Source organism: Micromonospora sp. NPDC047134, from assembly GCF_040643455.1.
Taxonomy (GTDB): Bacteria; Actinomycetota; Actinomycetes; order Mycobacteriales; family Micromonosporaceae; genus Micromonospora.
The window spans coordinates 25,781-52,573 of the sequence record NZ_JBEYUI010000002.1 but is presented as its reverse complement, the minus strand read 5'-3'; the positions used below and the strand labels follow the sequence as shown (position 1 = coordinate 52,573).

At 70.4% G+C, this 26,793-nt stretch carries 17 protein-coding genes; 4 read left to right on the top strand and 13 right to left on the bottom strand.

Annotated features, from left to right (window positions below; all coding sequences use genetic code 11):
• Positions 1-17: 17 nt before the first annotated feature.
• A complete protein-coding gene (eno, locus tag ABZ795_RS03095) occupies positions 18-1,301 on the bottom strand; it encodes a phosphopyruvate hydratase (RefSeq protein WP_357528403.1) in 1,284 nt (427 codons plus the stop codon).
• Between the two features lie 210 nt (positions 1,302-1,511).
• On the opposite strand from eno, the gene ABZ795_RS03090 reads away from it, so the two are divergent.
• Positions 1,512-2,204 (top strand): hypothetical protein, encoded by a 693-nt coding sequence (locus ABZ795_RS03090; protein WP_357528401.1) that lies wholly within the window; start codon positions 1,512-1,514, stop codon positions 2,202-2,204.
• A 3-nt stretch (positions 2,205-2,207) separates the two neighbouring features.
• Here the strand turns inward: ABZ795_RS03090 and ABZ795_RS03085 are convergent, their stop codons facing one another.
• The 4 genes from ABZ795_RS03085 to mfd all read right to left on the bottom strand — a co-directional run bounded on the left by ABZ795_RS03085 (position 2,208) and on the right by mfd (position 9,418).
• Positions 2,208-3,827, bottom strand: coding sequence for a DUF885 domain-containing protein (locus ABZ795_RS03085; protein WP_357528399.1), 1,620 nt, complete (start codon positions 3,825-3,827; stop codon positions 2,208-2,210).
• Positions 3,828-3,924: 97 nt separating this feature from the next.
• Positions 3,925-4,899 carry a nucleoside triphosphate pyrophosphohydrolase gene (locus tag ABZ795_RS03080; RefSeq protein ID WP_357528397.1) on the bottom strand — a complete coding sequence of 325 codons (975 nt, stop codon included), beginning with the start codon at positions 4,897-4,899 and terminating at the stop codon, positions 3,925-3,927.
• Between the two features lie 2 nt (positions 4,900-4,901).
• On the bottom strand, positions 4,902-5,675 hold the full coding sequence (locus ABZ795_RS03075) for a hypothetical protein (protein WP_357528395.1): 774 nt from the start codon (positions 5,673-5,675) through the stop codon (positions 4,902-4,904).
• Between the two features lie 68 nt (positions 5,676-5,743).
• Positions 5,744-9,418 (bottom strand): transcription-repair coupling factor, encoded by a 3,675-nt coding sequence (gene mfd / locus ABZ795_RS03070; RefSeq protein WP_357528393.1) that lies wholly within the window; start codon positions 9,416-9,418, stop codon positions 5,744-5,746.
• Positions 9,419-9,866: 448 nt separating this feature from the next.
• On the opposite strand from mfd, the gene ABZ795_RS03065 reads away from it, so the two are divergent.
• Positions 9,867-10,433, top strand: a complete 567-nt coding sequence (locus ABZ795_RS03065; protein WP_357528391.1) for a hypothetical protein — start codon at positions 9,867-9,869, stop codon at positions 10,431-10,433.
• Between the two features lie 82 nt (positions 10,434-10,515).
• Here ABZ795_RS03065 and ABZ795_RS03060 read toward each other — a convergent pair whose 3' ends face one another.
• Positions 10,516-11,550, bottom strand: coding sequence for a S66 peptidase family protein (locus ABZ795_RS03060; RefSeq protein WP_357528389.1), 1,035 nt, complete (start codon positions 11,548-11,550; stop codon positions 10,516-10,518).
• 252 nt (positions 11,551-11,802) lie between these two features.
• On the opposite strand from ABZ795_RS03060, the gene ppc reads away from it, so the two are divergent.
• Positions 11,803-14,589 (top strand): phosphoenolpyruvate carboxylase, encoded by a 2,787-nt coding sequence (ppc, locus tag ABZ795_RS03055; RefSeq protein WP_357528387.1) that lies wholly within the window; start codon positions 11,803-11,805, stop codon positions 14,587-14,589.
• Between the two features lie 118 nt (positions 14,590-14,707).
• Here ppc and ABZ795_RS03050 read toward each other — a convergent pair whose 3' ends face one another.
• The 7 genes from ABZ795_RS03050 to ABZ795_RS03020 all read right to left on the bottom strand — a co-directional run bounded on the left by ABZ795_RS03050 (position 14,708) and on the right by ABZ795_RS03020 (position 23,463).
• Complete coding sequence (locus tag ABZ795_RS03050; protein ID WP_357528385.1) at positions 14,708-15,718, bottom strand: ROK family protein; 1,011 nt, start codon at positions 15,716-15,718, stop codon at positions 14,708-14,710.
• Positions 15,715-17,175: a lyase family protein gene (locus tag ABZ795_RS03045; RefSeq protein WP_357528383.1), complete on the bottom strand. Its 1,461-nt coding sequence runs from the start codon at positions 17,173-17,175 to the stop codon at positions 15,715-15,717. Before ABZ795_RS03045 ends, ABZ795_RS03050 begins: the two co-directional genes overlap by 4 nt.
• Before the next feature lie 46 nt (positions 17,176-17,221).
• Complete coding sequence (locus ABZ795_RS03040; RefSeq protein ID WP_357528381.1) at positions 17,222-18,097, bottom strand: creatininase family protein; 876 nt, start codon at positions 18,095-18,097, stop codon at positions 17,222-17,224.
• Entirely contained in the window at positions 18,085-19,833 is a 1,749-nt protein-coding gene (locus ABZ795_RS03035; protein WP_357528380.1) for an iron ABC transporter permease, read from the bottom strand. The genes ABZ795_RS03040 and ABZ795_RS03035 overlap by 13 nt, the downstream gene beginning before the upstream one ends.
• Positions 19,830-20,903: an ABC transporter ATP-binding protein gene (locus ABZ795_RS03030; protein ID WP_357528378.1), complete on the bottom strand. Its 1,074-nt coding sequence runs from the start codon at positions 20,901-20,903 to the stop codon at positions 19,830-19,832. Before ABZ795_RS03030 ends, ABZ795_RS03035 begins: the two co-directional genes overlap by 4 nt.
• A gap of 61 nt (positions 20,904-20,964) precedes the next feature.
• Positions 20,965-22,023 carry an extracellular solute-binding protein gene (locus ABZ795_RS03025; protein WP_357528376.1) on the bottom strand — a complete coding sequence of 353 codons (1,059 nt, stop codon included), beginning with the start codon at positions 22,021-22,023 and terminating at the stop codon, positions 20,965-20,967.
• Between the two features lie 288 nt (positions 22,024-22,311).
• Positions 22,312-23,463, bottom strand: a complete 1,152-nt coding sequence (locus ABZ795_RS03020; protein ID WP_357528374.1) for an ROK family transcriptional regulator — start codon at positions 23,461-23,463, stop codon at positions 22,312-22,314.
• A 526-nt stretch (positions 23,464-23,989) separates the two neighbouring features.
• Here ABZ795_RS03020 and ABZ795_RS03015 point away from each other — a divergent pair.
• Positions 23,990-26,725: a sugar-binding protein gene (locus tag ABZ795_RS03015; protein WP_357528372.1), complete on the top strand. Its 2,736-nt coding sequence runs from the start codon at positions 23,990-23,992 to the stop codon at positions 26,723-26,725.
• The last annotated feature ends 68 nt before the right edge of the window (positions 26,726-26,793 follow it).

Genomic DNA, 26,793 nt, shown 5'->3' with positions numbered 1-26,793 from the left:
CGAGGTCTCGCTTCGGCTCAGGCGGAACGGTAGCGCGGGAAAGCGCCCGCCCCGGCGTACCGCGCCGCGTCGGCCAGCTCCTCCTCGATCCGCAGGAGCTGGTTGTACTTCGCCACCCGGTCCGAGCGGGCCGGGGCACCGGTCTTGATCTGGCCGCAGCCGGTGGCCACCGCCAGGTCGGCGATGGTGGTGTCCTCGGTTTCCCCGGACCGGTGGCTCATCATGCACTTGAAGCCGGCCCGGTGGGCCAGGTCGACCGCGTCCAGGGTCTCGGTCAGCGAACCGATCTGGTTGACCTTCACCAGTACGGCGTTGGCGGCCTTCTCGGCGATGCCCCGGGCGATGCGCTGCGGGTTGGTGACGAACAGGTCGTCGCCGACGATCTGGATCCGGTCCCCGATCGCGGCGGTCAGGGTCTGCCAGCCGGTCCAGTCGTCCTCGGCCAGGGGGTCCTCGATCGACACGATCGGGTACGCGTCGGCGAGCTTGGTGTAGTACTCGCTCATCTCCTCGGCGGTCTTGGCGACCCCCTCGAAGGTGTAGCGGCCGTCGGCGAAGAACTCCGTGGCCGCCACGTCCAGGGCGAAGACGATGTCCGTACCGAGCCGGTAGCCGGCCTTCTCCACCGCCTCGGCGATCAGGTCCAGCGCGGCGGCGTTGGTGGGCAGGTTCGGGGCGAAGCCCCCCTCGTCGCCGAGCCCGGTGGACAGGTCCTTCTTCTTCAGCACCGACTTCAGCGCGTGGTAGACCTCCGCACCGGAGCGCAGCGCCTCCCGGAAGCTGGGGGCCCCGATCGGCGCGATCATGAACTCCTGGATGTCGACATTGCTGTCGGCGTGCGCCCCACCGTTGAGGATGTTCATCATCGGCACCGGCAGCAGGTGCGCGTTCGGGCCGCCCAGGTAGCGGAAGAGGCTCAGCTCGGCGCTGCCGGCCGCGGCCTTGGCCACCGCCAGCGAGACCCCCAGGATGGCGTTGGCGCCCAGCTCGGCCTTGTTGTCGGTGCCGTCGATGTCGAGCATCTTCTGGTCGATGACCCGCTGCTCGCTGGCCTCGTAGCCGATCAGCTGGTCGACGATCCGGTCCTCGATGTTGGCGACCGCCTTCTCCACTCCCTTGCCCAGGTAGCGGCTCTTGTCACCGTCGCGCAGCTCGATCGCCTCGAAGGCGCCGGTCGAGGCGCCGGAGGGCACGGCCGCCCGGGAGATCGTCCCGTCGTCGAGCCCGACCTCGACCTCGACGGTCGGGTTACCCCGCGAGTCCAGGATCTCCCGAGCCTCGATTACCTCGATGGTTGCCACTGAGTCGCTCCCTTTGTGTGGTCTCGTCCGGTATCGGCCGCGACGGTGCGGCTGAGGCAGGTGTTGAACGCAGCGTATCGGTCCCGGCCTGCCCGCATGGCGACCGGGCGGGCCCTGGACGGCCGGGGCAGGTCGGACATTCCCGGATTCTCGTGCCTCAACCGGCAACGAGTTTGCGTGAGCGGGACCTGATCGATCAGGCTTGTCGCCATGTCCGCCGCCTCGACCACCCTTCGCACCCTCGCCGCGTCGGTCGCCGTGTTGCTCACCGTCACCGGATGCCAGGCTCTGGACGACGCCGGGCGGGCCATGGGACGGTCCGACATCGTCAATGATCTGGCCGCCCGGATCGACCGGGCCCTGGAGATGACCTACTCGGCGGAGTACCAGCTCGGCGGAGGGCGGACCGCCCTGATCACCCAGGCCCAGGACCCGGCCCGGTCCGCGTACGAGTGGCCCGGCGGGAAGCTGACGGTCACCGCCGAGGCGACCACCCACTGCGAGACCGAGGGCAAGCGCCCGGTCTGCACCCTGGAAGCACCCCCGGCCGTCAACAGCAAGCCCTCCGTGGTGGTCTACGCCGCCGCCGAGCGGGAGGGTCTGGTCACCCCACCGATGGTGATGGGGCTGCTGACCGCCGCCGCCCTGGACCCGGGGACGGTCATCACCCAGAGCAGCACCACCATCGCCGGGCTCCTGGCCACCTGCGTCGAGGTGCGGCAGGGCAGCGAGGACTTCTCCGCCTGCGTGACCGGTGAGGGAGCGTTGGGCAGCTTCACCGGCCGGATCGACGGCGAGCCCGTGGAGGTGGCGATGAGCCGCTTCCGGGAGCAGGTCGACGGGGCGGCCTTCGAGCTGCCGAAGGGGGCCGGGATCGTGGATCGTCGGCAGAGCGGCTCCTGACCCTCACACCCCCAGCAGAGTCCGCAGATGCCGCGGCGGCGGGCAGTTGTGGGCCAGCATCTCGTCATGCCACTCGCGTAGCGACACCCCGGCGGGTCGGGCGGCGGCGATCTGCGCCACCTCGTGGTAGCCGACGAAGTAGGTCGACAGCTGGGTGGAGGTGAGCAGGGCACGCCGCCACTTGCCCGCCGCCTCACCCTCCTCCTGGAAACCGCGCCCGGTCAGCAGCGCCATCGCCTCCGCCTCGGGCAGGTCCTCGGCGTGCACCAACTGGTCGAGCAGGGCGTTCAGGGTCATCCGCAGCTGCATCTTGAGCTGCTGAAGGCGTACCGGCAGGCCGCCGAACCCGTGCTCGACCATCAGCTGTTCGGCGTAGACCGCCCAGCCCTCCACGAACGGGCCGGATCGGGTCAGGGCCCGTACCCGGGTGGAGCCCAGGTGGCGGCGGGCGTGGGCCAGTTGCAGGAAGTGCCCCGGCATCGCTTCGTGCACGGTCAGATTGCGGATCATGTGGTCGTTGTACTCGCGGTAGAAGGAGTCCACCTGGTGGGCCGGCCAGTCCGCCGGGGCGGGTGCGATGCAGTAGAAGGTCGGCAGGTCGGCCGTCTCCAGGGCACCGGGGGCGTCGCAGTAGGCCACCGCCACCCCCCGGGCGAACTCCGGCATCACCTGGATCACGCACGGGTCCTCCGGCACGGTGACCAGGTCGTGGGCGCGGACGAAGTCGCTCGCCTCGTCCATGGTGATCGAGGCCAGGTCGACGATGGTCTGGTCGTCGGGATGTTCGGCGGCGAGCAGGTCCAGGGCTCGGCGTACCGCCTGGTCGTCAGCCGGGCCGCCGACCAGGTCGACCGCGGCGGCGCGGATCTCCTCACCGATCCGGTCCAGGGCCTCCCAGGCCCGACGCTGGATCTCGGCGGCACTCAGCTCGGTGTCCAGGGCGTACCACAGTTTCGCCTCCCACCGGCGGCGGCCCAGTCGCGGATCGCGGCCGGGTCCCGCGTCTACCGCAAGACCGGCGCGCAGCCAGGCGACGAACTCCTCCAGGGCGGCGATCGCGCCGGTGGCCGCCAGCTCTACCTGGTCCAGCAGGGCGGGGGCCTGGTCGACCAGGGCCGGGACCTGGTCGCGGATCAGCGCCGCCGCGCCGGTGAACTGCCCGACCGCGGTCTCGGCATGGATGCGGGGCATGTCGCCCAGGGTGGCGCGGGCGGTGGCCAGGGCATCCGGCACGGCCGTCAGCCGACCCACCAGGGCGGTCAGCCGCTGCTCGGCCGGGGCGTACGGCCGGGCCAGGAGCTGATACAGCAGGGGCCCGGGGTTGTGCACGAGGGGGTTCCACTCGTGCTCACGGATCTCGGTCAGCTCGAACATCTGCCGGTCGACCAGGGTGGACAGCAGGGCGTGGTCCACCTGCTCGTCGACCTCCAGGGCCTCCGGGTCGATCTCGCACAGGACACTCGCGGCGTCCACCAGCATGGCCCGGTCCCCGGCCACGGCCTCGGCACTGAGGTCCGGCAACCGGTCGTCGAACCGATGATCCCCCGCCGCAGTGGCCATTCCCGGCCGACTGACCAGCAGAGCCTCGACGATCCGCTCCCCCACCACCCCAAACGGTTCCACCCCCCGACCCTACCCACCGAACCGACCCCCCGCCGCCATCCGGTTGATCAAGAGGTTTGCGTCTACCGGGGCGCGATTCCAGACGCAAACTTCTTGATCAACTCGACGGAGTGGGGGGTTCGGGGAGGGTTTTCGCGTAGGCGAGGGTGGTGTGGCGGAGGGCGGATTCGGGGTTCAGGCCGGCGGCCTGGGCTTGAGCCACTGTGGACAGGAGGGTGGCGCCCAGGGCCTGTTCGGGAGTCGGTTGGGTCTCGGGGGTGGGGAGGGGGGCGGTCAGGTTGGCGCGGGCGGCGCGGTCCAGGATCTGCGTGGCCAGGGCCAGGGCGGGCTGGCTCAGCGCGATGCCCTCCAGCACCGACTTGCGGGCCTTCTCGGACTGCTTGATCCGCTCCCAGTTGGCGGTGATCTCCTCCAGGCTGCCCGCCTCTTCCCCGGCGAAGACATGCGGATTACGGCGGATCATCTTGTCGACCAGCCCACCGGCCACATCGTCGATGGTCCACCGCTCGTCCTCGGGCAACTCCTCGGCCAGCCGGGCGTGCAGCACCACCTGAAGCAGCACGTCGCCCAACTCCTCGCGGAGCCCGTCGGTGTCCGAGGCGACGATCGCGTCGTACGCCTCGTAGCACTCCTCCAACAGGAAACCGGCCAGGCTCTGGTGGGTCTGGGCCCGCTTCCAGGGATCACCACCGGGCGAGAGCAGCCGGTCCAGCACGGCCACCGCGTCGAGCAGCCGAGCCCCCGGGGGATCCCAGGAGCCGTACATCAGCTCCAGCTCGGCCAGCCCCGGCTGCCGGGCCAGGCGCAGGCCGAGTTCCCGGGCCAGGGCCTCGTCACCGGCCGGGCCGGCCAACCAGACCACGGTGTCGTGGGCCGCCGCGGCGTCCAGCAACGCCGACACCGCCGGGCCGTCCGGCACCCGCACCTGACCGCCCGCCGACCGGATCGCCGTGGCCAGCTCACTCTCCGCCCCGGCCAGCACCACAGCGGTGCGTACGACATCCCAGGCGGCTGCCGTCAGCAGACCGGCCGGCAACCGGGGCGAGGTCACCAGCAGGACGATCCGGGGCATGCTCAGCCGTGCCCGTGACCCGCGTCGTCCCCTTCGTCCCCGGGACCCGTCGGCATCGGCTTCGGGGTGGAGATGTCCGTGACCGCCGTGGAGGCGGGCTCACCCAGCGGCACGCCCACCGCGACGATCGGAGTCGCACCCGAGAAGCTCAACACCGGGAACACCAGCGGACGGTAACGAGGGTTGACGGTCACGTCGTACGCCTTGACCGCCTCGGCCAGCGAGTTGCGGTTGGCCAGGGCGTAGCGCAACTGCTCACCGTCGAGCTGGCCGGCGGCCTGCTCCACGGTCACCTCGGCCGGTACGGCGCCGGCCCGCTTGCCGGCCGCGACCAGGTCGGCCAGCTCCTGCTGGGTCGGGGCCACCGGCTCGCCGACCGGGATGCCGGACAGGCAGCTGTACAGCTCGGCGGTGCGCCGCACGTACTCGGTCTCGGGGTTCATCCCGACACCCTGGGCGATCTGCGCGGGATCGACGACGTTCTGCGGCCGGTAGTTCTCGGCGGCGGAGACCCGCTCGCACACCTCGTTGAGCACCAGGACGCTGACCACCTCGCTGCGCCCGGGCAGCCGGGGCTGCTGCCCCGGCATGGCCGCGTCCTCCTCGGTCGGCGCCGGGTTGTTCACCCGGGCGTCGTCGATGATCGCGGTGACCGCATCCTCGGTGACCGCATGGTCACCGATATAGGCGGCGACACCGGGTTCGGAACGACAGCCGGCGAGGGCAACCAGGCCGACCGCCATGCTGGCGACGGCGACAAGACGGCGAGCACGCATTCCGTCACTCTCTCATGAGCGGTCCCCGCCCTGGCTGGGAGGGTTCCGCCGCAGCCTCGCCAGGTGGCTCAGCGGGCGGCGGCGGTGGCCGGTTGGGCAGGGGTGGGGGCGCCCAGGACGTCGGAGAGCAACTGGGCACACCAGTCCAGCAGGGCCTGGTCGCGCAGGGGCTCGCCGCCGATCCGGCGGGTGGTCGGACGTGGGACGCTGACCTGGTCCAATGCGGTCTTGTAGACCGAGTCGGGGTGGTAGCGCTTGAGCCGCAACTGCTTGGAGTCCGGCAGCGGCAGCGGGCTGAACCGCAGATGCTTGCCCTGCACACTGACGTCGGTCAGGCCGTAGCGGCGGGCCAGCAGCCGGAACCGCGCCACCGCGATCAGGTTCTGCACCGGGGCGGGCGGTTCGCCGTACCGGTCGGTCATCTCGGCGGCCACCTCGCGCAGCCGCTCCTCGTCCCGGGCCTCGGCGAGCTTGCGGTACATCTCCAGACGCAGCCGCTCCACACCGACGTAGTCGTGCGGCAGGTGGGCGTCCACCGGCAAGTCAATTCGGACGTCGTCCACCGTGCCGTCGGACTCGGGCTGCTCGCCCTTGAAGGCCGACACCGCCTCACCGACCATCCGCACGTACAGGTCGAACCCGACGCCCTCGATGTGGCCGGACTGCTCGCCGCCGAGCAGGTTGCCGGCCCCCCGGATCTCCAGGTCCTTCATCGCCACGTACATGCCGGCACCCAGCTCGGTGTGCTGGGCGATGGTGGCCAGCCGCTCGTGGGCGTGCTCGGTCAGCGGCTTGTCGGGCGGGTAGAGGAAGTAGGCGTACGCCCGCTCCCGGCCCCGGCCAACCCGGCCCCGGATCTGGTGCAGCTGGGCCAGGCCCAGCAGGTCGGCCCGCTCCACGATCAGTGTGTTGGCGTTCGGGATGTCGATGCCGGACTCCACGATCGTGGTGCAGACCAGCACGTCGAACTCCTTCTCCCAGAAGCCGACCATGACCTTCTCCAGGGCCTCCTCGCCCATCTGGCCATGCGCCACCGCCACCCGGGCCTCGGGCACCAGTTCCCGCAGCTTGCGGGCGGTCCGCTCGATCGACTCCACCCGGTTGTGCAGGTAGAAGACCTGGCCGTCGCGGAGCAGCTCACGGTGGATCGCGGCGGCCACCTGCCGGTCGTCGTACGCCCCGACCGCGGTGAGCACCGGGTGCCGCTCCTCCGGCGGGGTGGCGATGGTGGACATCTCCCGGATGCCGGTGATCGCCATCTCCAGGGTTCGCGGGATCGGGGTGGCCGACATGCTCAACACGTCGACGGCCGCCCGCATCGACTTCAGGTGTTCCTTGTGCTCCACCCCGAAACGCTGCTCCTCATCGACGATCACCAGACCCAGCGACTTGAACCGGGTGGCGGCCGCCAGCAGCCGGTGGGTGCCGATGACGATGTCGGCGGTGCCGTTGGCCACCATCTCCAGGGTCTGCTCGGCCTCCTTCGGGGTCTGGAACCGGGACAGCTGCCGGATGGCCACCGGGAACTGGCTCATCCGCTCCGCGAAGGTGTTGTAGTGCTGCTGCACCAGCAGGGTGGTCGGCACCAGCACGGCCACCTGCTTGCCGTCCTGCACCGCCTTGAAGGCCGCGCGTACCGCGATCTCGGTCTTGCCGTAGCCGACGTCGCCGCAGATCAGCCGGTCCATCGGGACGCTCTGCTCCATGTCCCGCTTGACCTCTTCGATCGCGGCCAGCTGGTCGGGGGTCTCCTGCCAGGGGAAGGCGTCCTCCAACTCCCGCTGCCAGGGGGTGTCCGGCCCGAAGTTGTGGCCCTTGGAGGCCTTGCGGGCGGCGTAGAGCTGGATCAGCTGGGCGGCGATCTCCTTGACCGCCTTGCGGGCCCGGGCCTTGGACTTCTGCCAGTCCGAGCCGCCCATCTTGTGCAGGGTGGGCTGCTCACCGCCGACGTACCGGCTGAGCTGGTCGAGCTGGTCGGTGGGGACGAAGAGACGGTCGCCCGGCTGGCCCCGCTTGCTCGGGGCGTACTCGATGACGAGGTACTCCCGGGAGGCCCCGTTGACCGTACGCTGCACCAACTCCACGTACCGGCCGATGCCGTGCTGCTCGTGCACCACATGGTCACCGGCGCGCAGCTCCAACGGGTCGATGGTGTTGCGCCGACGGCTCGGCATCTTGCGCATGTCCCGGGTGGAGGCACCCCGTCCGCCGGTGACGTCGTTGCCGGTCAGCAGCACGAACCGGGCCGCCTCGTCGACGAAACCACCGGTCAGGCTGCCGCAGGTGACCAGCAGTTCACCGGCGGTGGGGGCCGCCGGCACCTGCTCGGTCATCCTGGCCCCCAGGCCACCGTCGCGCAGCACCTGCACCGCCCGCTGGGCGGGACCGTGCCCCTCGAAGACCAGCGCGATCGACCAGCCCTCGCCGGCCCACCGCTTGAGGTCGTCGACCACCCGGGCGGTCTCCCCGTGGTAGAGCGGCGCCGGCTGGGCGGCCAGGGTCACCGCGATCGCGTCGTCCGGGGTGACCTCTACGGTGTCCGGTTCGTCCTCCCAGGGCTGCCGTTGCGCCGCACCCGGCTCGGCCAGCCCGAAGGGGGACAGGGTCCACCAGGGCTGGCGCAGGGTGGCGGCGTGTGCGCGTACCTCGGCCAGGGTCCGGAAGGCGGCGGCGCCCAGGTCGATCGGGGCCTGGCCCCCGACGGCGGCGGCGGCCCAACTGGCCGCCAGGAACTCATCCGAGGTACGCACCAGGTCGTGGGCGCGGGTGCGGATCCGCTCCGGGTCGCAGAGCAGTACGTGGGTGCCGGCGGGCATGCAGTCCAGCAGCAACTCCATGGAGTTCGCGCCGATCAGCGCCGGGGCCAGGGACTCCATCCCCTCCACCGGTACCCCGCCGGCCAGCTTGTCCAGGATCTCGGCCAGTTCCGGATGCTGCCCGGCCAGGGCGGCGGCCCGCTCCCGTACCGCCGGGGTGAGCAGCAGTTCCCGACAGGGCGGCGCCCAGAGCTGGGGAACCTGCTCGATGGTGCGCTGGTCGGCGACCGCGAAGGTGCGGATCTCCTCCACCTCGTCGCCCCAGAACTCGACCCGACAGGGGTGCTCGTCCGTGGGCGGGAAGACGTCCAGAATGCCGCCGCGTACGGCGAACTCACCCCGCTTGGTGACCAGGTCGACCCGGGCGTACGCCATGTCGGTCAACCGGCGGGCGACCTGCTCCAGGTCGGCCTCGTCCCCGGCGGACAGCTGCACCGGCTCCAGGTCACCGAGCCCCTTGAGCTGCGGTTGCAGCAGGGACCGCACCGGGGCCACGACCACCCGCAACGGCCCGGTACGCCCGTGCGCGTCCGTGGAGTCCGGATGGGCCAGCCGGCGCAGCACCGCCAGCCGCCGACCCACCGTGTCCGAGCGGGGGGAGAGCCGCTCGTGCGGCAGGGTCTCCCAGCTCGGGAAGATCGCCACCTGCTCGGCCGGCAGCAGGCTGCCCAGCGCGGCGACCAGGTCCTCGGCCTCCCGACTGGTCGCCGTCACCGCCAGCACCGGCCGCCCCGCGCCGCCGCCCGGTTTGTCGGCAGCGGTGGTGGGGTCGGCCGCGACGGCGGCCACCGCGAACGGGCGCAGGGCCGGCGGGGCGGTCAGGTCGAGACCGTCGACCTGGGCCGCACCGGAGCGCGCCAGGTCACGAACCCGGGCCAGACCGGGGTCGGCGAGGGCGGCGGCGAACAGTCCGGTGAGCGCAGTCATGATCACTTCCGAGGCGGGGACACGACGAGCACCCCGCGTCCGGCCGGACGGGGGGTCATACCGGTCGACACTATCGCTCCGGGCCGACGATCCACCGCCGTCCACGGCTGTTGCCGTGCTCAGGTTCACCCCGCACTCGCCGACCGGCCTTGACGCTGCCACCGCTCTGTGATCGGCTGCCCCCGCTGGACGGGGATGTGGTACGCAGTTCGACGTTACGGGCGTTTTCGCCGACCGCGACCCACACCCCGGTCGCAGTGCAGGTCCCCCGCGGACGACACCTTCCCTCCCGACGCCCGTATCCACCGGAGACCGGAGAACCGTGACCGATCCGCCACCCGGCTACCCACCCCCACCCCCGCCGTACGGCGGCCAACCCCCCGCCGTGCCCCCACACCATGCGCCGTACCACGGCCAGCCCTCGGGTCCTCCCCCACCACAAGCGCCCATGGTCGCCCGCATTCCGCAGGACCAGCCCTTCGTCGTACGCCCCAACCTCGTCAAGCGAGGGCTGCTCTTCGGCGGCATCACGCCGCTGCTCGTCGCCCCGCTCGCCACCTGCGCCAGCCTCGGCATCCTGGATTCCGCCGACCCCGACCTGCGCGAGAACGCCGCTTTGAGCATCCTGGGCCTGGTCGGCTGCCTGCTCGCGCTGAGCGCCGTCCCGATCGGGATCCAGTTGTGGTTGCTCGGGCGTGCCCCGGTGCTGGCGCTGGGCCCGGCCGGGCTGTGGATCCGCACCCGACCCACCCGTGGCCAGGCTGTCTGGTTGCCCTGGGAGGCCATCGCGCAGATCTCCCGCCGCCGCTGGACCTTCGAGAAGATGCTCGTGGTCAAGCCCTACGATCCCCGGATACTGCCGAAGGCAGGCTTCTACACGGCGCTGGACAGTGCGGCAATGAGCGCCCTGCACGGTTCCGGCCTGGTGGCCACCCTCAACTTCGCCGACAAGTCCGAGGCGGAGATCCTCGCCGCCGTCGCCCGATTCAGCGCCAACCGCTGCCGCCTCATCTGAGGGCACTCTTGATCGACTCCGTTACGCCGAAACGGCGGCTTCCCACCCCTGCGCACCCCGCCCGGCGCGCGCCTCGGGCCCCTCAGTAGCGGACGGAGATGCGGCGGGCCAGGGGGTCGACGCGTACCTGGCCGCCGTAGGGGATGATCAACTGGGGGTCGGTGTGGCCGAAGTCCACGTCGAAGACCAGCACCGCCTCCGGGGCGTACTCGGCGAAGGCCCGGCTGACCGCGGCGCGCTGCTGCTGGGCGTACGTCGTCTTCTCGGGTGGGGTGAGCCGGCGGCCGAACTCCCACGCCTTGGCGCGACCGACCAGGGCGGCGGGGAAGCCGGCCAGCAGGCCTCGCTCGCCCAGGTTGCGCAGCATCCGGTAGACCTCGACGGCCGACGGCAACTCCTCGGAGGTCTCCATCAGGAAGACCGAGCCGTGCAGGGACTCCGCCGGGGCTACCCGGTCGGCGGCGAGCAGCCAGTGCAGTATCTCCAGGTTGCCGCCCCAGGTGGGCCCCTCGACCACCTTCGCCGGGCCCTGCCAGTACCAACCGGTGCCGGGGAACATCACCGGCTCCTCGGCCAGGCAGTCGGGATCGCTCCAGTCGCTCGGCTCGTCGCCCCACTGCGGGGCCGGGGACAGGCCGTACCAGTCGGAGCGGAACAGGGCCGCCCGCAGCGAGTCGGCGGTGAGCGGGTGCAGGGCGCCGGGCCGCCCGAGGTGCACCAGCACCGACCCGCCGTGGTAGCTCACCACCCCCAGCCGGTGCAGGTGGTTCAGCAGGTTGGTGTTGTCCGAGTATCCGAAGTAGGGCTTGGGGTTGGCCCGCAGCACCTCGTCGTCCAGGTGCGGGGTGACGGTGATCAGGTCGTCGCCGCCGACGGTGGCCAGGACGGCGGTGATGCTCGGGTCGGCGAAGGCGGCGGTCAGGTCGCGGGCCCGGGCACGCGGGTCGGCGCCCATGACCCGGGTGGTCGGGTACTCGACCGGCTCCAGGCCGAAGTCCTCGCGCAGCCGACGCAGCCCCAACTCGTGTACGTGGGGGAAGAGGGCCGGCAGACCGGCCGAGGGCGAGACCACCGCGACGCGGTCGCCGGGCCGGGGCTTGGGTGGGTAGATCAACACTCCCCGACGGTACGGCGTGGCATTGATCACCGCAGCCCGGTTTCGGCGGCCCGCACCCCGGCGCTGCTCGGGGCGATATCACCGTCCCGACCAGCACTGGTATCCGCCGATCGACAGTCCGTGACGTTAAGGAGGGGCCCTTCCTATACAGAAAGCGATAACAAGGGTCCCCTCCTTTCATCCGGTCGTTCGCGGATACGATCGGGGGAAGTCGGACAGCGCTGTCCTTCGCACCAACGTGAGGAGCGCATGGTGACCGACCAGCACGATCACGACGGCCCCGACGCCGCCCTTCGCGCCGACATCCGCAGGCTGGGCACCCTGCTCGGACAGACCCTGGCCCGCCAGGAGGGTCGGCCCCTGCTCGACCTGGTGGAGGAGATCCGCGCCCAGGTCCGTACGGACGCCCCGGCCGCCGCCCGCCGCCTCGGTGGGCTCGACGTCACCACGGGCACCAAGCTGGCTCGTGCCTTCTCCACCTACTTCCACCTGGCCAACATCACCGAGCAGGCGCATCGGGCCCGTGACCTGCGGCGACGCCGGGCGATGCACGGTGGTTGGCTGGACCAGGCAGCCAAAATGATCTCCGAGCGGGGGGTACCGGCGGAGGAGATCGCCGCAGTGGCCCGCCGGTTGGCGATCCGCCCGGTCTTCACCGCCCACCCGACCGAGGCGGCCCGCCGCTCGATCCTGTCGAAGCTGCGCGCCATCGCGGACGAGTTGGACACCGAGACCGCCAACGCGATCCTCTACGGCGCCAGCGACGAGGGCCCGGCCAACCGCCGTCTGGCCGAACTGCTCGACCTGATGTGGCAGACCGACGAGCTGCGGCTGGACCGCCCCGACCCGACCGACGAGGCCCGCAACGCCATCTACTACCTGCGGGACCTGTACGCCGAGGCCGCCCCGCAGGTGCTCGACGACCTCGCCGAGACCCTGCGCACCCTGGGGGTGGAGACCTCACCGACGGCCCGCCCGCTGACCTTCGGCACCTGGATCGGCGGCGACCGCGACGGCAACCCCTTCGTCACCCCGACGGTCACCCGGGAGGTGCTGGCCATCCAGCACGAGCACGGGCTGACCGCCACCGAGGCGGCGATGGAAGAACTGATCAACGAGGTGTCGGTGTCCCGCCGACTGCGCGGGGTGTCGCTGGACCTGTCCGCCAGCCTCGCCGCCGACCTGGACGCCCTGCCCGAGGTGGCCCCCCGGTTCCGCCGGGTCAACGCCGAGGAGCCATACCGCCTCAAGGCCCGCTGCGTACGCGCCAAGCTGGCCAACACCCGGGCCCGGCTGCGCCAGGGCACCCCCCACGTACCGGGGCGGGACTACCGGGGCTCGGCCGAGCTGATCGCCGACCTGGAGCTGCTGCGCGCCTCCCTGGCCCGCAACTCCGGCCAGCTAACCGCCGTCGGACGGCTGGCCTCGACCATCCGTACGGTCTCCGCCTTCGGCCTGCACCTGGCGACCATGGACGTACGGGAGCACGCCGAGAAGCACCACGAGGTGCTGGCCCAGTTGTACGCGGCCGTCGGCGAGGTGGACGACTACCCCTCGTTGACCCGGCTGGAGCGCACCAAGCTGCTCGCCGACGAGCTGACCGGCCGTCGACCCCTGTCCGCCGCGGACACCCCCCTGTCCGAGTCGGCCCGCAAGACCTTCGACGTGTTCGGCACCATCCGGGAGGCCCAGGACCGGTTCGGCAGCGAGGTCATCGAGTCGTACATCATCTCGATGACCCTGGGGGTGGACGACGTACTGGCCGCGGTGGTGCTGGCCCGGGAGGCCGGGCTGATCGACGTGCACAGCGGCCGGGCCCGGATCGGCATCGTGCCGCTGCTGGAGACTCCCACCGAGCTGAACGCCGGTGGTGAACTGCTGGACGAGTTGTTGTCCCTGCCGGCGTACCGGGCCCTGGTGGCGGCCCGGGGAGATGTGCAGGAGGTGATGCTGGGCTACTCCGACTCCAACAAGGAGGCCGGCATCACCACCAGCCAGTGGTCCATCCACCGGGCCCAGCGGGCCCTGCGGGACGTGGCCGCCCGGCACGGGGTGCACCTGCGGCTGTTCCACGGCCGGGGCGGCACGGTGGGCCGCGGCGGGGGGCCCACCCACGACGCGATCCTGGCCCAGCCGTACGGCACCCTGGACGGCGCGATCAAGGTGACCGAGCAGGGCGAGGTCATCTCCGACAAGTACACCCTGCCGGCCCTGGCCCGGGAGAACCTGGAACTGACCGTGGCCGCCGTGCTCCAGGCCACCCTGCTGCACACCGCGCCCCGGCAGCCGGCCGAGATGCTGGAGCGCTGGGACGCCACGATGGATGTGGTCTCCGAGTCCGCCTATCGGTCCTACCGGTCCCTGGTGGAGGATCCGGATCTGCCGGCGTACTTCTGGGCCTCCACCCCCACGGAGTTGCTCGGTGCGTTGAACATCGGCTCCCGGCCGGCTAAGCGGCCGAACACCGGGGCCGGGCTCGCCGGGCTACGGGCCATCCCGTGGGTGTTCGGCTGGACCCAGACCCGGCAGATCGTGCCCGGCTGGTTCGGGGTGGGCTCCGGCCTGGCCGCCGCCCGGGAGGCCGGGCTCTCCGAGGTGCTCGCCGAGATGCACCGCAACTGGCACTTCTTCCGCACCTTCCTGTCGAACGTGGAGATGATGCTGACCAAGACCGACCTGGGCATCGCCCGGCGGTACGTGGAGACCCTGGTCCCGAAGAAGCTGCACCCGATCTTCGACAAGATCGAGCAGGAGTACGAGCTGACCCGGCGCGAGGTGCTGGCCGTCACCGACGCACCGGACCTGCTGGAGAACTCCCCCGTGCTGCAACGCACCCTGGCGGTGCGGGACACCTACCTGGAGCCCCTGCACCACCTCCAGGTGGCCCTGCTGCGGCAGTACCGCGACTCCGGTGCCGCCGGCCGCGCGGTGATCACCGCCCCCGGTGGCCGCCGAGCCCCCAACGACGGCACCGCCCTGGAACGCGCCCTCCTGACCACCGTAAACGGCATAGCCGCCGGCATGCGCAACACCGGCTGACCCCCACCAACCCCCACCCCGCCCCTTCAGCGTTGATCATGAGGTTGGCGGCACTCGTTGATCTCCAACGTGCCGCCAACCTCATGATCAACGGGGCTCTGTGGGGGTGGGGGGTGGGTTAGACGGTGGCGGGGAGGGCTTCTACGGCCATGGTTAGGGAGCCGAGTAGGGCGGCGTCCTGGGCGAAGGCTGAGAGGACGATCTCCGGCTGGTAGGGCAGGGCGTGCTTCAACCGCGCGATGAGCAGCTCCCGGACCACCTCGTTGCCGGCGACGCTGCCGACCAGCACGATCCGGTGCGGGTCCAGCAGCAGACAGCAGGTGACCAGGTGCCGGGCCAGTTCGTCGACCCGCTGGCGCAGCTCGTCCCGGAAGCGGCCGGGTTGCACCGCGGCGGCGCAGAGGGCGGCGGCCTGGCCGGTCAGTCCCAGGCGCTGCGCCAACTCGTCCAGGGCCCGACCGGAGAAGGTGCTCTCCAGCATCGGCTCCAGGTTCGGGGGCCAACTGTGATCCGTCAGGCCGTAGGCGATCTCCCCGGCCGCGCCGTGGTGTCCGGCGACCACCTGGCCGCCGACCGTCACCGCTGCGGCCACCCCGGTCCCCAGCCCGATCACCAGACCCGGATCGACCCCCCGCAGGGCGCCCAGACGCAGCTCGGCGTAGGCGGCGGCGTTGAGGTCGTTGGCCACCCGTACGGAGGCCACCCCCAGATGGGCCCGGACCTCGTCGGCCAGCCGCAGCTGCTCCCACCCGGGGACGTTCGGGGCCAGTTCGATGGAGTGGTCGTGGACCACCCCGGGGGAGGCGATGCCGGCTGCCACCAGGGTGCCACCGGTCCCGTCGGCGAGTTCCCGGGCCCGGTCGAGGGCCCGGGTGAGGGCCTGCCGCGCACCCTGCTCGGCGTTGGTCGGCAGTCGCTCGGAGACGAGCAGCCGACCGTTGACGTCGCCCACGCCGATCGCCATCTTCGTGCCGCCGAAATCGATACCGAGCAGTCGCGGGTTTGCCGGTTGTTCCATGGTGTTGTCAGATCGCCCTTCGGGCCGTCGGTCCAGGTACTTCTGCGCTCGCGGCGGCAGCACCGCCGCTGTCGCACCGTGCTGCCGGTGCTGCCGGTGCTGCCCGGTCACGGGCTCACCCTCGCGGCGACCGCCTCGGCCAGCGCGGCATCGGCCCGGTGCAGCCGGTCCCGCAGGGTGTCCACCCGGGCCGCCACATCGTCCATGATGGAGCGCAGCTGCGCCACCTGTTGACGGACCGCGGTTTCCCCGGGGCCGTCCGCCTGGGCCCGTCGCAGCACGAATTCCGGGCGTACGGCGGCGGCCAGCAGATCGTCGATCGCGGCCTCGTCGAGCTGGTCGGCCAGCCCCAGATCGACCGCCGCCGCCCGGACCTCCTCGACGGTCCAGGTGGCTGGCGCACCGGCGCGTACCAGTCGACCCAGCAGGGAGTGGGCGCCCCGGAACGGTACGCCGTGGCGGGCCAGCGCGTCGGCGGCGGCCGTCGTGGTGGCACCCGCGGCGACGATCTCCTCGCTGGTCGGCGGACGCAGCGGATCGAGCTCCGCGATCAGCCCGCCGAGCAGGGAGAAGAAGCGGTACGCCCGGTCGTCGCTGTCCCAGAGCCGGGCCTGCACGTCCGTGGTGGCGTTGTTGGAGTCCTCCCACCAGGCCGCACCGACGTTGTTGAGCACGCTGGCGGCGTCGGCCGCGGCCGCACCGGCCATCGAGACCAGGTGTTCCAGTACGACCGGGTTGCGCTTCTGCGGCATGATGCTGCTGCCCTGGGTGAATGAGCCGGGGGTGACCACCCAGCCCCAGGTCAGCCAGTCCATCAGGGTACGGGCCAGCCGGGCCCCGGTGGCCAGTGACTGCGCGTTGAGGGTGGCCACCCGGACCAGGTGGTCCGCCCCGGCCACCGCCTCGTAGGAGTTGACGATGAGCTGCTCGAAGCCGAGCAGGTCCGCCAGCCGGCGGGGCGAGATGTCCAGGTCGGTGCCGGCGAAGGCGCAGGAGCCCAGGGGCGAGCGGTTCATCTCGTCCAGCAGGTCGGCGTAGGCGACCCCCTCACCGGCCAGCGCCTCGGCGTAGCCGGCGAAGACGTGCCCGATGCTGGTCGGCTGGGCCGGGCGACGGTGGGTGTAGCCGGTGATCACCACGTCGGCGTGCCGGTCGGCCCGGTCCAGTACGGTCCGGCCGGTGGTCAGCACCGCGTCGAGCACCTGGAGCAGCTGGTCGCGCAGCACCATCCGGAACACCCCGGCGTCGAGGTCGTTGCGGCTACGGGCCAGTTGCACGCTGAGCTGGGCGGGTTCCACCCCGCAGGCGGCGGCAAGGCGCTTCTCCAGCGTGTAGTAGACGTCCTCCACGCTGCCGTCGTAGTCGAGGTCGCCGGGCCGGTCCTTGGCGAGCACCAGCAGACCACGCAGCATCATCGCGGCGGAGTCGGCGGGGATCAGCCCCTGCTCGGCGAGCATGACGACGTGCGCCTGGCTGGCCTTGACCATGGCCGGGTACAGGTTGGCGACGTGATGCTCGAACACGACGCGAAGGTGGTGCTGTTGATACGTGGTCAGTGACGGGGTCATCGTGGCCTCCCAAGTGGTCCGTCGTCCTGCGCAGCCGGCATGTGGGTCATCCGAGGGCCTGGTCCGACCGTCCGGTCCCGTCGGGTCGGTCGGACCAGGCCGGTCGGTCGGACCAGTCGGGCTGGTCCGTCCCGGGCGGGCTGGGTAACGGTGCCGCCAGCCACGCCTCGATCACCTCACGCAGCCGCGCCCCGGCCAGGTGCCGGATGCGTTGCCCGGCCGCCTCGGTGGCCAGCGAGACATGCCCCGACCAGCCCTGCCAGGGGTCGGGCCGCGACTCGATGAGGACGTACGGGTAGGGGGTGGGCAGCTTCGGCTTCGGCGGTAGGTCCCCGGTGGCGGCCAGGTGCACCGCCTCCGGGTCGAAGGCGAGCACGGCCGAACTCTCGTACGCTCCGCCGTGTCCCCGGGCCGGCAGGTCCCCGAAGATCTCGCCGGTCTCCTCCGGGCCGACCAACTGGAACCAGTTGACCAGCAGCAGGCTGGCCAGGTGCCGGCCGGAGACCCACTCCATCGCGGCGCGGACGGTGGAGAGGTTGGCGTCGTGACCGTTGACCACGAGCAGCCGGGGGAAACCCGACTCCACGATGCCGGCCAGCACGTCGCTGAGATAGCCCACGGCTATCTCCGGCCGCAGGGCCACCGTGCCCGGCCAGGGACGGGTCTGGCCGGGACAGGCGGCGTACGGTGCGGCCGGAAAGAGCACCGCCCGGGCGGTGCCGGTGGCCAGTTCCCCGGCGAACCCCTCGGCGAGCAGCAGGTCGGTGCCGAGGGGCAGGTGCGGACCGTGCCACTCGACGGCCCCCACCGGCAGCACCGCCAGGTCAGCCGCCTCGGCCACCACGGCCAACGCGTGGCCGGGTACCCGGGTGATCGGCAGCAGTCCGCCCTCGGCCTTCCACCGTTCGATCAGTTCGTCCACTGCTCGGCCCTCCGGGTGGCGGTGCGGCTGCTCTCCAGCCGGCCGGAGAACCACATCACCACGAAGATCAGCGCCACCTGGAGCATGCCGTAGGCCGCGGCGGTGCCGAGTTCGAACGAGTACATCCGGTTGTTGATCGCCACCGAGATCGGCACGGTCGAGGAGGTGTAGATCAGCACCGAGGCGACGAACTCGCCGACACCGTGCACGAAGGCCAGCAGGGCACCGGCGAGCACGCCGGGCAGCATCAGCCGTACGGTGATGGTGTAGAAGGCCCGCAGCCAGGAGGCGCCGAGGTTACGGGCGGCCTCCTCCAGCGAGGGGTCGATCAGCGCCAGGGCGGCGGAGCTGGACCGGAACACGATCGGCAGGAACCGCACGAAGTAGGCCAGCGGCAGGATCCAGAAGGTGCCGATCAGCACCTGCCCGAAGCTGAAGGCGTTGCCGGTGCTGAAGGCCGAGATCAGATTGATCGCCACGACCGTGCCGGGCAGGGCCCAGGCGATCATGACCGCCACGTCGAGCAGCCCACGGCCGAAGAACTTCAGGCGCCGCACGGCGTACGCGACGAGCACACCGATCACCACACAACCGACGGCGGCCAGCAGGCTCATCTGCAGGGAGTTGAGGATCGGCTCGAACGCCTTGGGGTCGGAGAAGATGGTGACGAAGTTGTCCAGGGTGTACGTCTCCGGCAGCACCTGGGTGGTCCAGGACCGGTTCTCCGAGAAGGCCACCAGGGCGATCGTGGCTACCGGGGCGAGCAGCACCATCGTGGCCAGCACCGAGGCGATCGGGGCCAGCCACCGGCCGATCGGGTTGTTCAGCTCCCGGCGGTTCGCCGAGATGCCCTTCGACTGCGACTGGTAGCTGCGCCGACCCTCGTACCACCGCATCGCCAGCAGGAAGATGATCGAGACGATGCCCAGCACGGAGGCGTACGCCGAGGCCATCGGCAGGTCGCCGTTGGTGCGGTTGATGTAGATCTGCATCGTCATGGTCTGACTGACGTTGAACAGCAGAGGCGCGGTGTACGAGGCCAGTGAGGTCATGAAGACCAGCAGAGAGGCCGAGACCATCGCGGGGGTGAGCATCGGCAGCAGGACGGTCCGCCAGACCCGTACCCGCCCGGCACCGAGGTTGTAGGCCGCCTCCTCGACGGAGGGGTCCATCCCGGCCAGCGCGGCGGCGGCGGCCAGGTAGAAGAAGGGGTACATGGTGAAGGTGTGCACCACCAGCACCCCGGCGATCCCGTCGAAGGCCAGGATCGGCCGTTCGGTGCCGAAGAGGGCCTGCAGCCCTCGGGGCAGGATGCCGATGTTGCTGTAGAGCAGCTGGAAGGAGACCGCGCCGATCAGCGGCGGCAGGGCGGCCGGCACCAGGATGATCGCCTCGATGAGGCGGCGACCCCGGAAGCTGAACCGCTTGAGCAGGAAGGCCATCGTCACGCCGACGATGCCGCAGAGCAGCACGCTGGCCGCCGAGATGAACAGGGAGGTGAACAGCGACTCCCGGGCCACCCCGGAGGAGGTGAAGAACTGGAGGTAGTTGCGGGTGCCGTTCTCGCTGACGCTCTCCGAGAAGGTGGCGAACATCGGGTGCACGACATAGCCGTAGAGCACCAGGACCAGCGGCAGCACGAGCAGGTACGGGAACCACTGCGAGTTGGTGCCGCCGGCCAGACGCTGGCGCAGCCAGGCCAGCCGGGGCGGGGCGGTTTCGGGCAGAGCGGTCACGGCTTGACCACCCAGAGCCGTTCCCGGACCAGCCGCAGGCCCACCAGGTCACCGACGTTGATGCTCGACGGCGCGTCGACGACGGCCGCCATCACCTCGGTACCCTCGGCGTCCACGGTCAGGTTGGTGGCCATTCCGGTGAACTCGACATGGGTGACCCGACCCCGCAGGGCGGACTCGTCCTCCCCACTCGCGAGGGTGATGTGCTCGGGACGGACCGACACCAGGGCGGTGTCACCCTCGGTGAGACCGTGTCCCGTGGCGGCGCCGACCTCGATGGTCGTGCCGTTGGGCAGGCGTACCTCGACCCGGTTCTCAGCGGCACCGACCACCGGCAGGCTCAGCACGTTGCTGCGCCCGATGAAGCGGGCCACGAAGGCGTTGGCGGGCCGGTAGTAGATCTCCTGCGGGGAGCCGACCTGCTGGACCTTGCCGGACTGCATGACGGCGATCCGGTCCGACATGGCCATCGCCTCGGCCTGGTCGTGGGTGACGTAGATGGCGGTGTTGCCGCTCTCCCGCTGGATGCGCCGGATCTCGGTGCGGGTCTCCTCACGCAGCTTGGCGTCCAGGTTGGACAGCGGCTCGTCGAGCAGCAGGGTGCGGGGCCGGATGACCAGGGCCCGGGCCAGGGCGACCCGCTGCTGCTGGCCGCCGGAGAGGGCGTCGATGCGCCGGGCACCGTACCCGGAGAGGTGCACCTGGGCCAGGGCCTCGGAGACCCTGCGGTCCCGCTCGGTCCGGGAGACCCGGCGCACCCTGAGCCCGTACGCGACATTCTGCGCCACCGTCATGTGCGGAAAGAGCGCGTAGTTCTGGAACACCATGCCGGCGTCCCGCTTGTTCGGCGACAAGTGCGTGACGTCGTCGTCACCGAAGTGGATCTGCCCGGAGGTCGGAAAATAGAAGCCCGCCACCATGCGCAGGGTCGTCGTCTTGCCGCAGCCACTGGGTCCGAGCAGAGTGAAGAACTCGCCGGCGCCGATGGTGACGGTGACATCGTCGACCGCCGCGTTATCGCTCGACTTGTCGAAGCGCTTGCTGACGGCAGTCAGCCGGACATCGATCATTTCTGGGTCCTTCCAGGACGGAGCCGGGTCGTGCCAGGGCACGACCCGGACCCCGATCAACTCAGCCCTTGTCCTTGATCTCCGCGTTCCAGTGCGTGATCCACTCGGTCTCCTTCTGACCGATCACGTCCCAGTCGACGTCCATCGGCCGGAGGTCGAGCTGAGCCAGCCACTCCGGCTTCTCGGCGATCTCCACCGCGGGGATCTGGAAGTAGTCCTTGGCGAGGGTGGCCCGCAGCGAGTCGTCGAAGAGGAACTCCAGGAACTTCTGCGCACCGGCGGTGTTGCCGCCCTTGATCGCGGCCACGCCGTCGACCAGCACCGGAGCGCCGGCGGTCGGCATGATGTAGCCGAACGGCATGCCCTCGTTGGCCTGGAGCAGGATGTCCTGGAGGTTCCAGGCGCTCACCACGCCCTGCTCACGCGACATCTTCAGGTAGAGGTCGGCCGGGTTGGCGGCGTACTCGACGGTGTTGGTGTCGAGCTTGAGCAGCCAGTCGTAGCCCGGCTGCGGGTTGGAGCCGTCCGGCGAGAGCCGCTGGATCATCGAGGCGTAGATCGAGCGCATGGTGCCGGAGGCGGCCACGTCCCGGATGATGATCTTGTCTTTCCACTTCGGGTCGATCAGGTCGTCCCAGTCCTGCGGCGCGGTCTGCGGGGTCAGCGCCTTGTTGTTGTACATGATGACCTCGGGCAGCAGGATCTCGCCGAACCAGCGGCCCTGCGCGTCCTTGTACCGCTCGTCCATCTTGGCGGCGAAGGTGGGCTGCCACGGCGCCAGCAGATCCTCCGCGGCACCGGCGGACAGACCCTGCTGGGTGCCACCCCACCAGACGGAGGCCTGCGGGTTGGCCTTCTCGGCCCGGACCCGCTCCAGCACCTCCTGGGCGCCCATGTTGAGCACCTCGACCTTGCCCTTGTACTCAGGGTTCTTGGTCGTGAACTGCTCGACGACGAAGTCGGTGACCGACTTGTCGCGGGCGCTGTAGATGACGAGCTTCTCGGCCGACGGGGCACCGGACGCGCCGGCCTCGCCCTCGTTGTTGTCGCTGCTACCGCAACCGGCGGTGACAGCCAGCATCGCGCCGATCGCGATGGCCATGGCCAGAGGACGTCTCATTGGTACCTCCACTTGACGGGGGAATCTATGGGAAGTTTCCGATAGACAGCTGTAAATCGGACTCCGCCGAAAACGGGGTGGTTCGGGCGGATGGGATGCGGACGGGACCGGAGCGGGACACGTCGTGACGCACCGCCGCTGCCGGCTGTCACCCCGGGGCGGGGGCGGCAAGGGCGGACGAGTGTCGGTGCTCAGGGGTGGTGGTGTAACAGGGGTCGGGGTGGTGGGTACGGCGGTGGTGGCTCTAGCAGGGTCGGGGTGGTGGTTTCTCGAAGGGTGGTGTTCTGGTCAGGGCAGAGAGGGCAGGGGGACCGCGGCCGACAGCGCGTAGCTGATCGCTCCGTGCAGTACGGCCTGGTCACCGAGGGTGGCTCGACGCACCTCGGTGGGTGCGGGGGTCTTGGCGGCGAGAAGACTCTGGATCTGCTCCAGCGCGGCGTCGTCGAGCTCCGCGGCGGCGCCGCTGAGCAGCACCAGCCCGGGGTCGATCACGCAGACGCAGGAGAGGATGAGCCGCGCCCAGGCGTCGAGCACCTCGTCCAGGTACTCGCGGGCGGGCTTCGAGGTGGCGGCGAGTTCGATCAGTTCCCGTACCGGCGACTCCGGTCGTCGCCCCGGGTTCAGCGCGACCAACCGCTCGGCGATGGCGTTGACCGACCAGCGGGCCTCGAACTCACCGACGCCGCTGTAGCTGCGCACCGGCGCGGCGTCCACCGGCAGGAAACCCACCTCGCCGGCGGCTCCGCTGGCACCCCGGCGAACCTTGCCGTCGAGCACCAGCCCGGCGCCGATGCCGTCGGCGACATGGATCAGCAGCAGGTTGGCGACATCGGCTCCAGCACCGGCCACGCATTCACCGGCGGCCATGAGGTTGACGTCGTTGTCGACGACTACGGGCACCTTGAGTCGCTGCTGGACGGACTCTCCGATCGGCCACGCCTCGACCAGCCCGACGGAGGGGGCCAGGCGTACGGCACCGTTGGTGGAGACCCCCGGCACCGCGATCGCCACCCCGCGCAGTGAGGGCAGGTTTTCGCCGACCAGGTCCAGGACGAAGTCGCAGACGGTCTCGACCACGTCGCCACCGAACCGTGCGGTGCGGTGCGCGATGAGCGCCCCTTCGCTGTCGGCGATCTCGCAGCTGATCCGGGGTGGTTCCAGCGAGACCGCGGCGACGAGCTCGGCACGCGGGTTGAACTCCAGCATCTCCCGAGGTCGCCCGGTGGTGGGGGTGCCGGGTCCCCGCTCGATGAGGTAGCCCTCGGCGATGAGCTCCCGCACGAGCGCGGTCACCGTGGCCGCCGGCAGGCCGGTCATCTCCGCCAGGTCCACTCGGGACAACAGCCGCGCCTGCCGGGCAGCCAGGATCACCGAGAGGCGCTTGATCTCTCGGGACCGCTCACGGCTGACCGGGCTGGTCGCTGCTGCTCTGTCGGACACGATTAATTCCTACTGAGAAAAAAGTGGACCGTCAAGTAACGAGATGATCTCAGCTCCGACCAGGCAAAACGATAGATCGACAAGCTATCTCCACCGGTCCGGCCACCCCCGCAGGCGCACATCGGACCCCCGGGGAGAAGTTGATCACCCAAACTGGGGCAAAGGTAACTATTGCTCTAGCCACACCGATGGTCGGTGCCCCCTGAACAGGCACATCGTTTCTTCGGAAAAGGAAGAAAGTACTGACGGACCCTTGACTATCGGAGCGCAAGATTCCTAGCGTTACGGCCCGAAGGCCTTCCGGTGGAGCTACCCCCGCCACCGTCGCACCGCTCACGCCGTGACGGTGTGTGCGCACAACCCCCACCCCCGACAACAGCACCATCACCTACGGAGACCACACCGGTCTCCAGTGGACAGCTGTCCGCCATCAGGGCCCGGCATGAGTCACGTGTCAGGGGGCCTCGGCCGGCCCTGCATCCGTCCCAGACGCAGCACGCGCTCCCTTACGCGAAGAGGTATGCCCATGAGATGGCGCACCACGGCGACGATCGCCATGTGCAGTCTGCTCACGCTGGGCCTGGCCGCTCCGGTTCAGGCTCACCCCAAGGGCTCGTCGCCCAAGCACCCCTCACCTTCGAAGAGCCAGCCGAAGGGCCCGTCCAAGTCCGACAAGCCCGTCGACCTGGACATCATGTTCATCGGCGCGCACCCCGACGACGAGGCCGGTCAACTCGGCATGCTGGGATACTGGAACGAGTATCACGGCATGAAGGCCGGCGTCATCACCACCACCCGTGGCGAGGGTGGCGGTAACGCCACCGGCTTCGAGGAGGGCCCGGATCTCGGTATCCTCCGGGAGGCCGAGGAGCGCAAGGCGGTCGCCTACGCCGGCATCGAGCACATCTACAACCTCGACGCCCTCGACTTCTGGTACACCGCCAGCGCTCCGCTGACCGCCGAGGTCTGGGGTTACGACGAGACGCTGTCCCGCATCGTGCGGGTGCTGCGGACCACCAGGCCCGAGGTCATCCTCACGATGAACCCCTCGGCCACCCAGGGCAACCACGGTAACCACCAGGAAGCCGCGATGCTGGCCGTGGACGCCTTCTACGCGGCGGCCGACCCGAAGAAGTTCCCGGAGCAGATCACCAAGGAGGGCCTGGAGCCCTGGCGGGTCTCCCGGATCTTCCAGACCGGCGGCAGCGGCTCCGGCAACATGGGTCCGTCCTGCGAGACCAGCTTCACCCCGACCGAGGCCAGCAACGTCATCTTCGGCACCTGGCAGGGTTACGAGTCGGCGCGGCACGACGGCAACCGGTGGAACACGGTCACGACCTGGGCCCGCCGGGAGTACGTGTCGCAGGGCTGGGGCAACAGCAACTTCCCGACGACCAACCCCGACAACATCGGCTGCAACCGGCTGACCCTGATCGACACCCGCACCCCGTACCCGGACCCGAACGTGGGCGCCGGCACCGGTGCGCTCCAGGGCGCCACCCTCCGTGCCCCGGGCGGCCTGCCGCTCGGCACCGAGATCCACGTGCGTCCGGAGAAGTGGGAGGTGCTGGCCGGCAAGTCCACCAAGGTCGACACCGTCCTCTACGCCACCCAGGACATCAAGGGTGCCAAGGTCTCGCTCCAGGTTCCGGCCGGCTGGCGGGTCAGCGGCAACGGCAACGTCGGCACGCTCAAGAAGGGCAAGGAGGTCGTGAAGAGCTTCACGGTCACCCCGCCCGCGCAGCTCCCGGTGGGTACCCGCTTCAAGATCGAAGCGACGCTGACCAGCAGCAAGGACGGTAGCGGCACCAGCAGTGGACGGGTGCAGGCGACCGCTCCGGTTCGGGGCACCCTCGAGCCGCTGGAGGAGATCGCGGACTTCCGGGCGTGGACCGAGCAGAAGAAGGTCAAGCAGCTCGACGCCCTCATCGAGTCGCTGCTCAACATCCCGAGCGGCAAGAGCCGCAGCGTCCGGGTGGACCTGGCCAACCACAGCGACACCGTCCAGTCCGGCACCGTCCGGCTGAACCTGCCGGCCGGTTTCTCGGCGAACCCGCAGCAGCTGCCGTACAGCGGGCTCCAGCCCGGTGCCCGTAGCTCGGTGACCTTCACGGTGACCAACACCGACGCCACCCTGCCGACCGCCAACCGGGCGCCGGACAACGGTGCGTACCGGCTCCAGATCGAGACCACCTACAACGGTGGCAGCGCCACCGAGCCGGGTGCCTTCAACCTGGTGCCGACCACGGTGATCCCGAAGGCCACCACCGCGCCGACCGTCGACGGCCACGGCCACAGCCACGAGTACACCGGCGAGGTCATCGACATCTCGACGCGCTGGGAGGGTACCGCCACCACGGCGGCGGACATCTCCGGCACCGCCCAGATCGCCCACACCGACGACGCTCTGTACGCCATCTTCAACATCACCGATGACGTGCTCGGCCGGTTCCTGCTGCCGGAGGACTGCAAGCGCCCGCGTCGTGCCGACGCCGTCGAGTTCGGCATCGACCCGCGGGGCAACTCGGCGAACACCTCCACGGTGTTCAACGTGGCGCTCTTCCCGGCCACCAACGACCCGGCCAACGGCAACCCGCCGTGCTTCGCCCGGGAGCGGGACAACCACCAGGGTGGCCCGGAGACCGCACCGGGTCTCGAGGTCGCCTCGGTTCTCACCGGCACCGGATACCAGATCGAGGTCAAGGTTCCGTTCAGCGTGCTGCCGGACACCATCGACCCGAACAACATGGGCATGAACATCCTGGTCAACGACTCGGACACGCAGGACCTGTCCACGCAGACCCGGATCGGCTGGTCGACCTGGAGCGGCGTGCGGGCCGACGCGTGGCGCTGGGGTGTCGCCACCCTGCCGGGCCTGCCGGCGCGGCCGGCGGCGCCGAAGGCGCCGATCATGCCCGACACCGCGGCGCAGAGCGTCAAGTCGCCGCAGACCATCCTCCAGTCCGCCTCGGACGGGGTGGCGCCGGGTGGCTACGCGGCTCTTGACGACAAGATCGTCAAGATCAAGAAGGTCACCAAGTCCTCCTCGAAGGTCTCGGTGCAGTTGAAGGTCAAGAAGTCCGGCATCGCCCGGGTCTTCATCTGGGACGGCGAGCGGGTCGTGGCGCAGACCGAGGTCTCGCTGAACAGGGACCGCACCCTGGTCCTGCCCCTCAACGGTGCTCTGCCGGCCGGCTCCTCGCTGCTCGTCTCGTACGAGCGCGGCGGCGCCACCCTCGGTCTCGCTCACACGCTGAAGTGACCGAACCCGGTCACCGCGTCGATCTGATGCGGTGACCGGCGATGGGCCGGGCCTTGTGCCCGGCCCAT

Excerpts from the sequence above, each read along its gene's own strand:
- ABZ795_RS03030 (WP_357528378.1), bottom strand. The coding sequence starts at position 20,903 with ATGATCGATGTCCGGCTGACTGCCGTCAGCAAGCGCTTCGACAAGTCG.
- ABZ795_RS03065 (WP_357528391.1), top strand. The coding sequence starts at position 9,867 with ATGGTCGCCCGCATTCCGCAGGACCAGCCCTTCGTCGTACGCCCCAAC.
- ABZ795_RS03015 (WP_357528372.1), top strand. The coding sequence starts at position 23,990 with ATGAGATGGCGCACCACGGCGACGATCGCCATGTGCAGTCTGCTCACG.
- ABZ795_RS03025 (WP_357528376.1), bottom strand. The coding sequence starts at position 22,023 with ATGAGACGTCCTCTGGCCATGGCCATCGCGATCGGCGCGATGCTGGCT.
- mfd (WP_357528393.1), bottom strand. The coding sequence starts at position 9,418 with ATGACTGCGCTCACCGGACTGTTCGCCGCCGCCCTCGCCGACCCCGGT.
- ABZ795_RS03045 (WP_357528383.1), bottom strand. The coding sequence starts at position 17,175 with ATGACCCCGTCACTGACCACGTATCAACAGCACCACCTTCGCGTCGTG.
- ABZ795_RS03080 (WP_357528397.1), bottom strand. The coding sequence starts at position 4,899 with ATGCCCCGGATCGTCCTGCTGGTGACCTCGCCCCGGTTGCCGGCCGGT.
- ABZ795_RS03075 (WP_357528395.1), bottom strand. The coding sequence starts at position 5,675 with ATGCGTGCTCGCCGTCTTGTCGCCGTCGCCAGCATGGCGGTCGGCCTG.
- ABZ795_RS03090 (WP_357528401.1), top strand. The coding sequence starts at position 1,512 with ATGTCCGCCGCCTCGACCACCCTTCGCACCCTCGCCGCGTCGGTCGCC.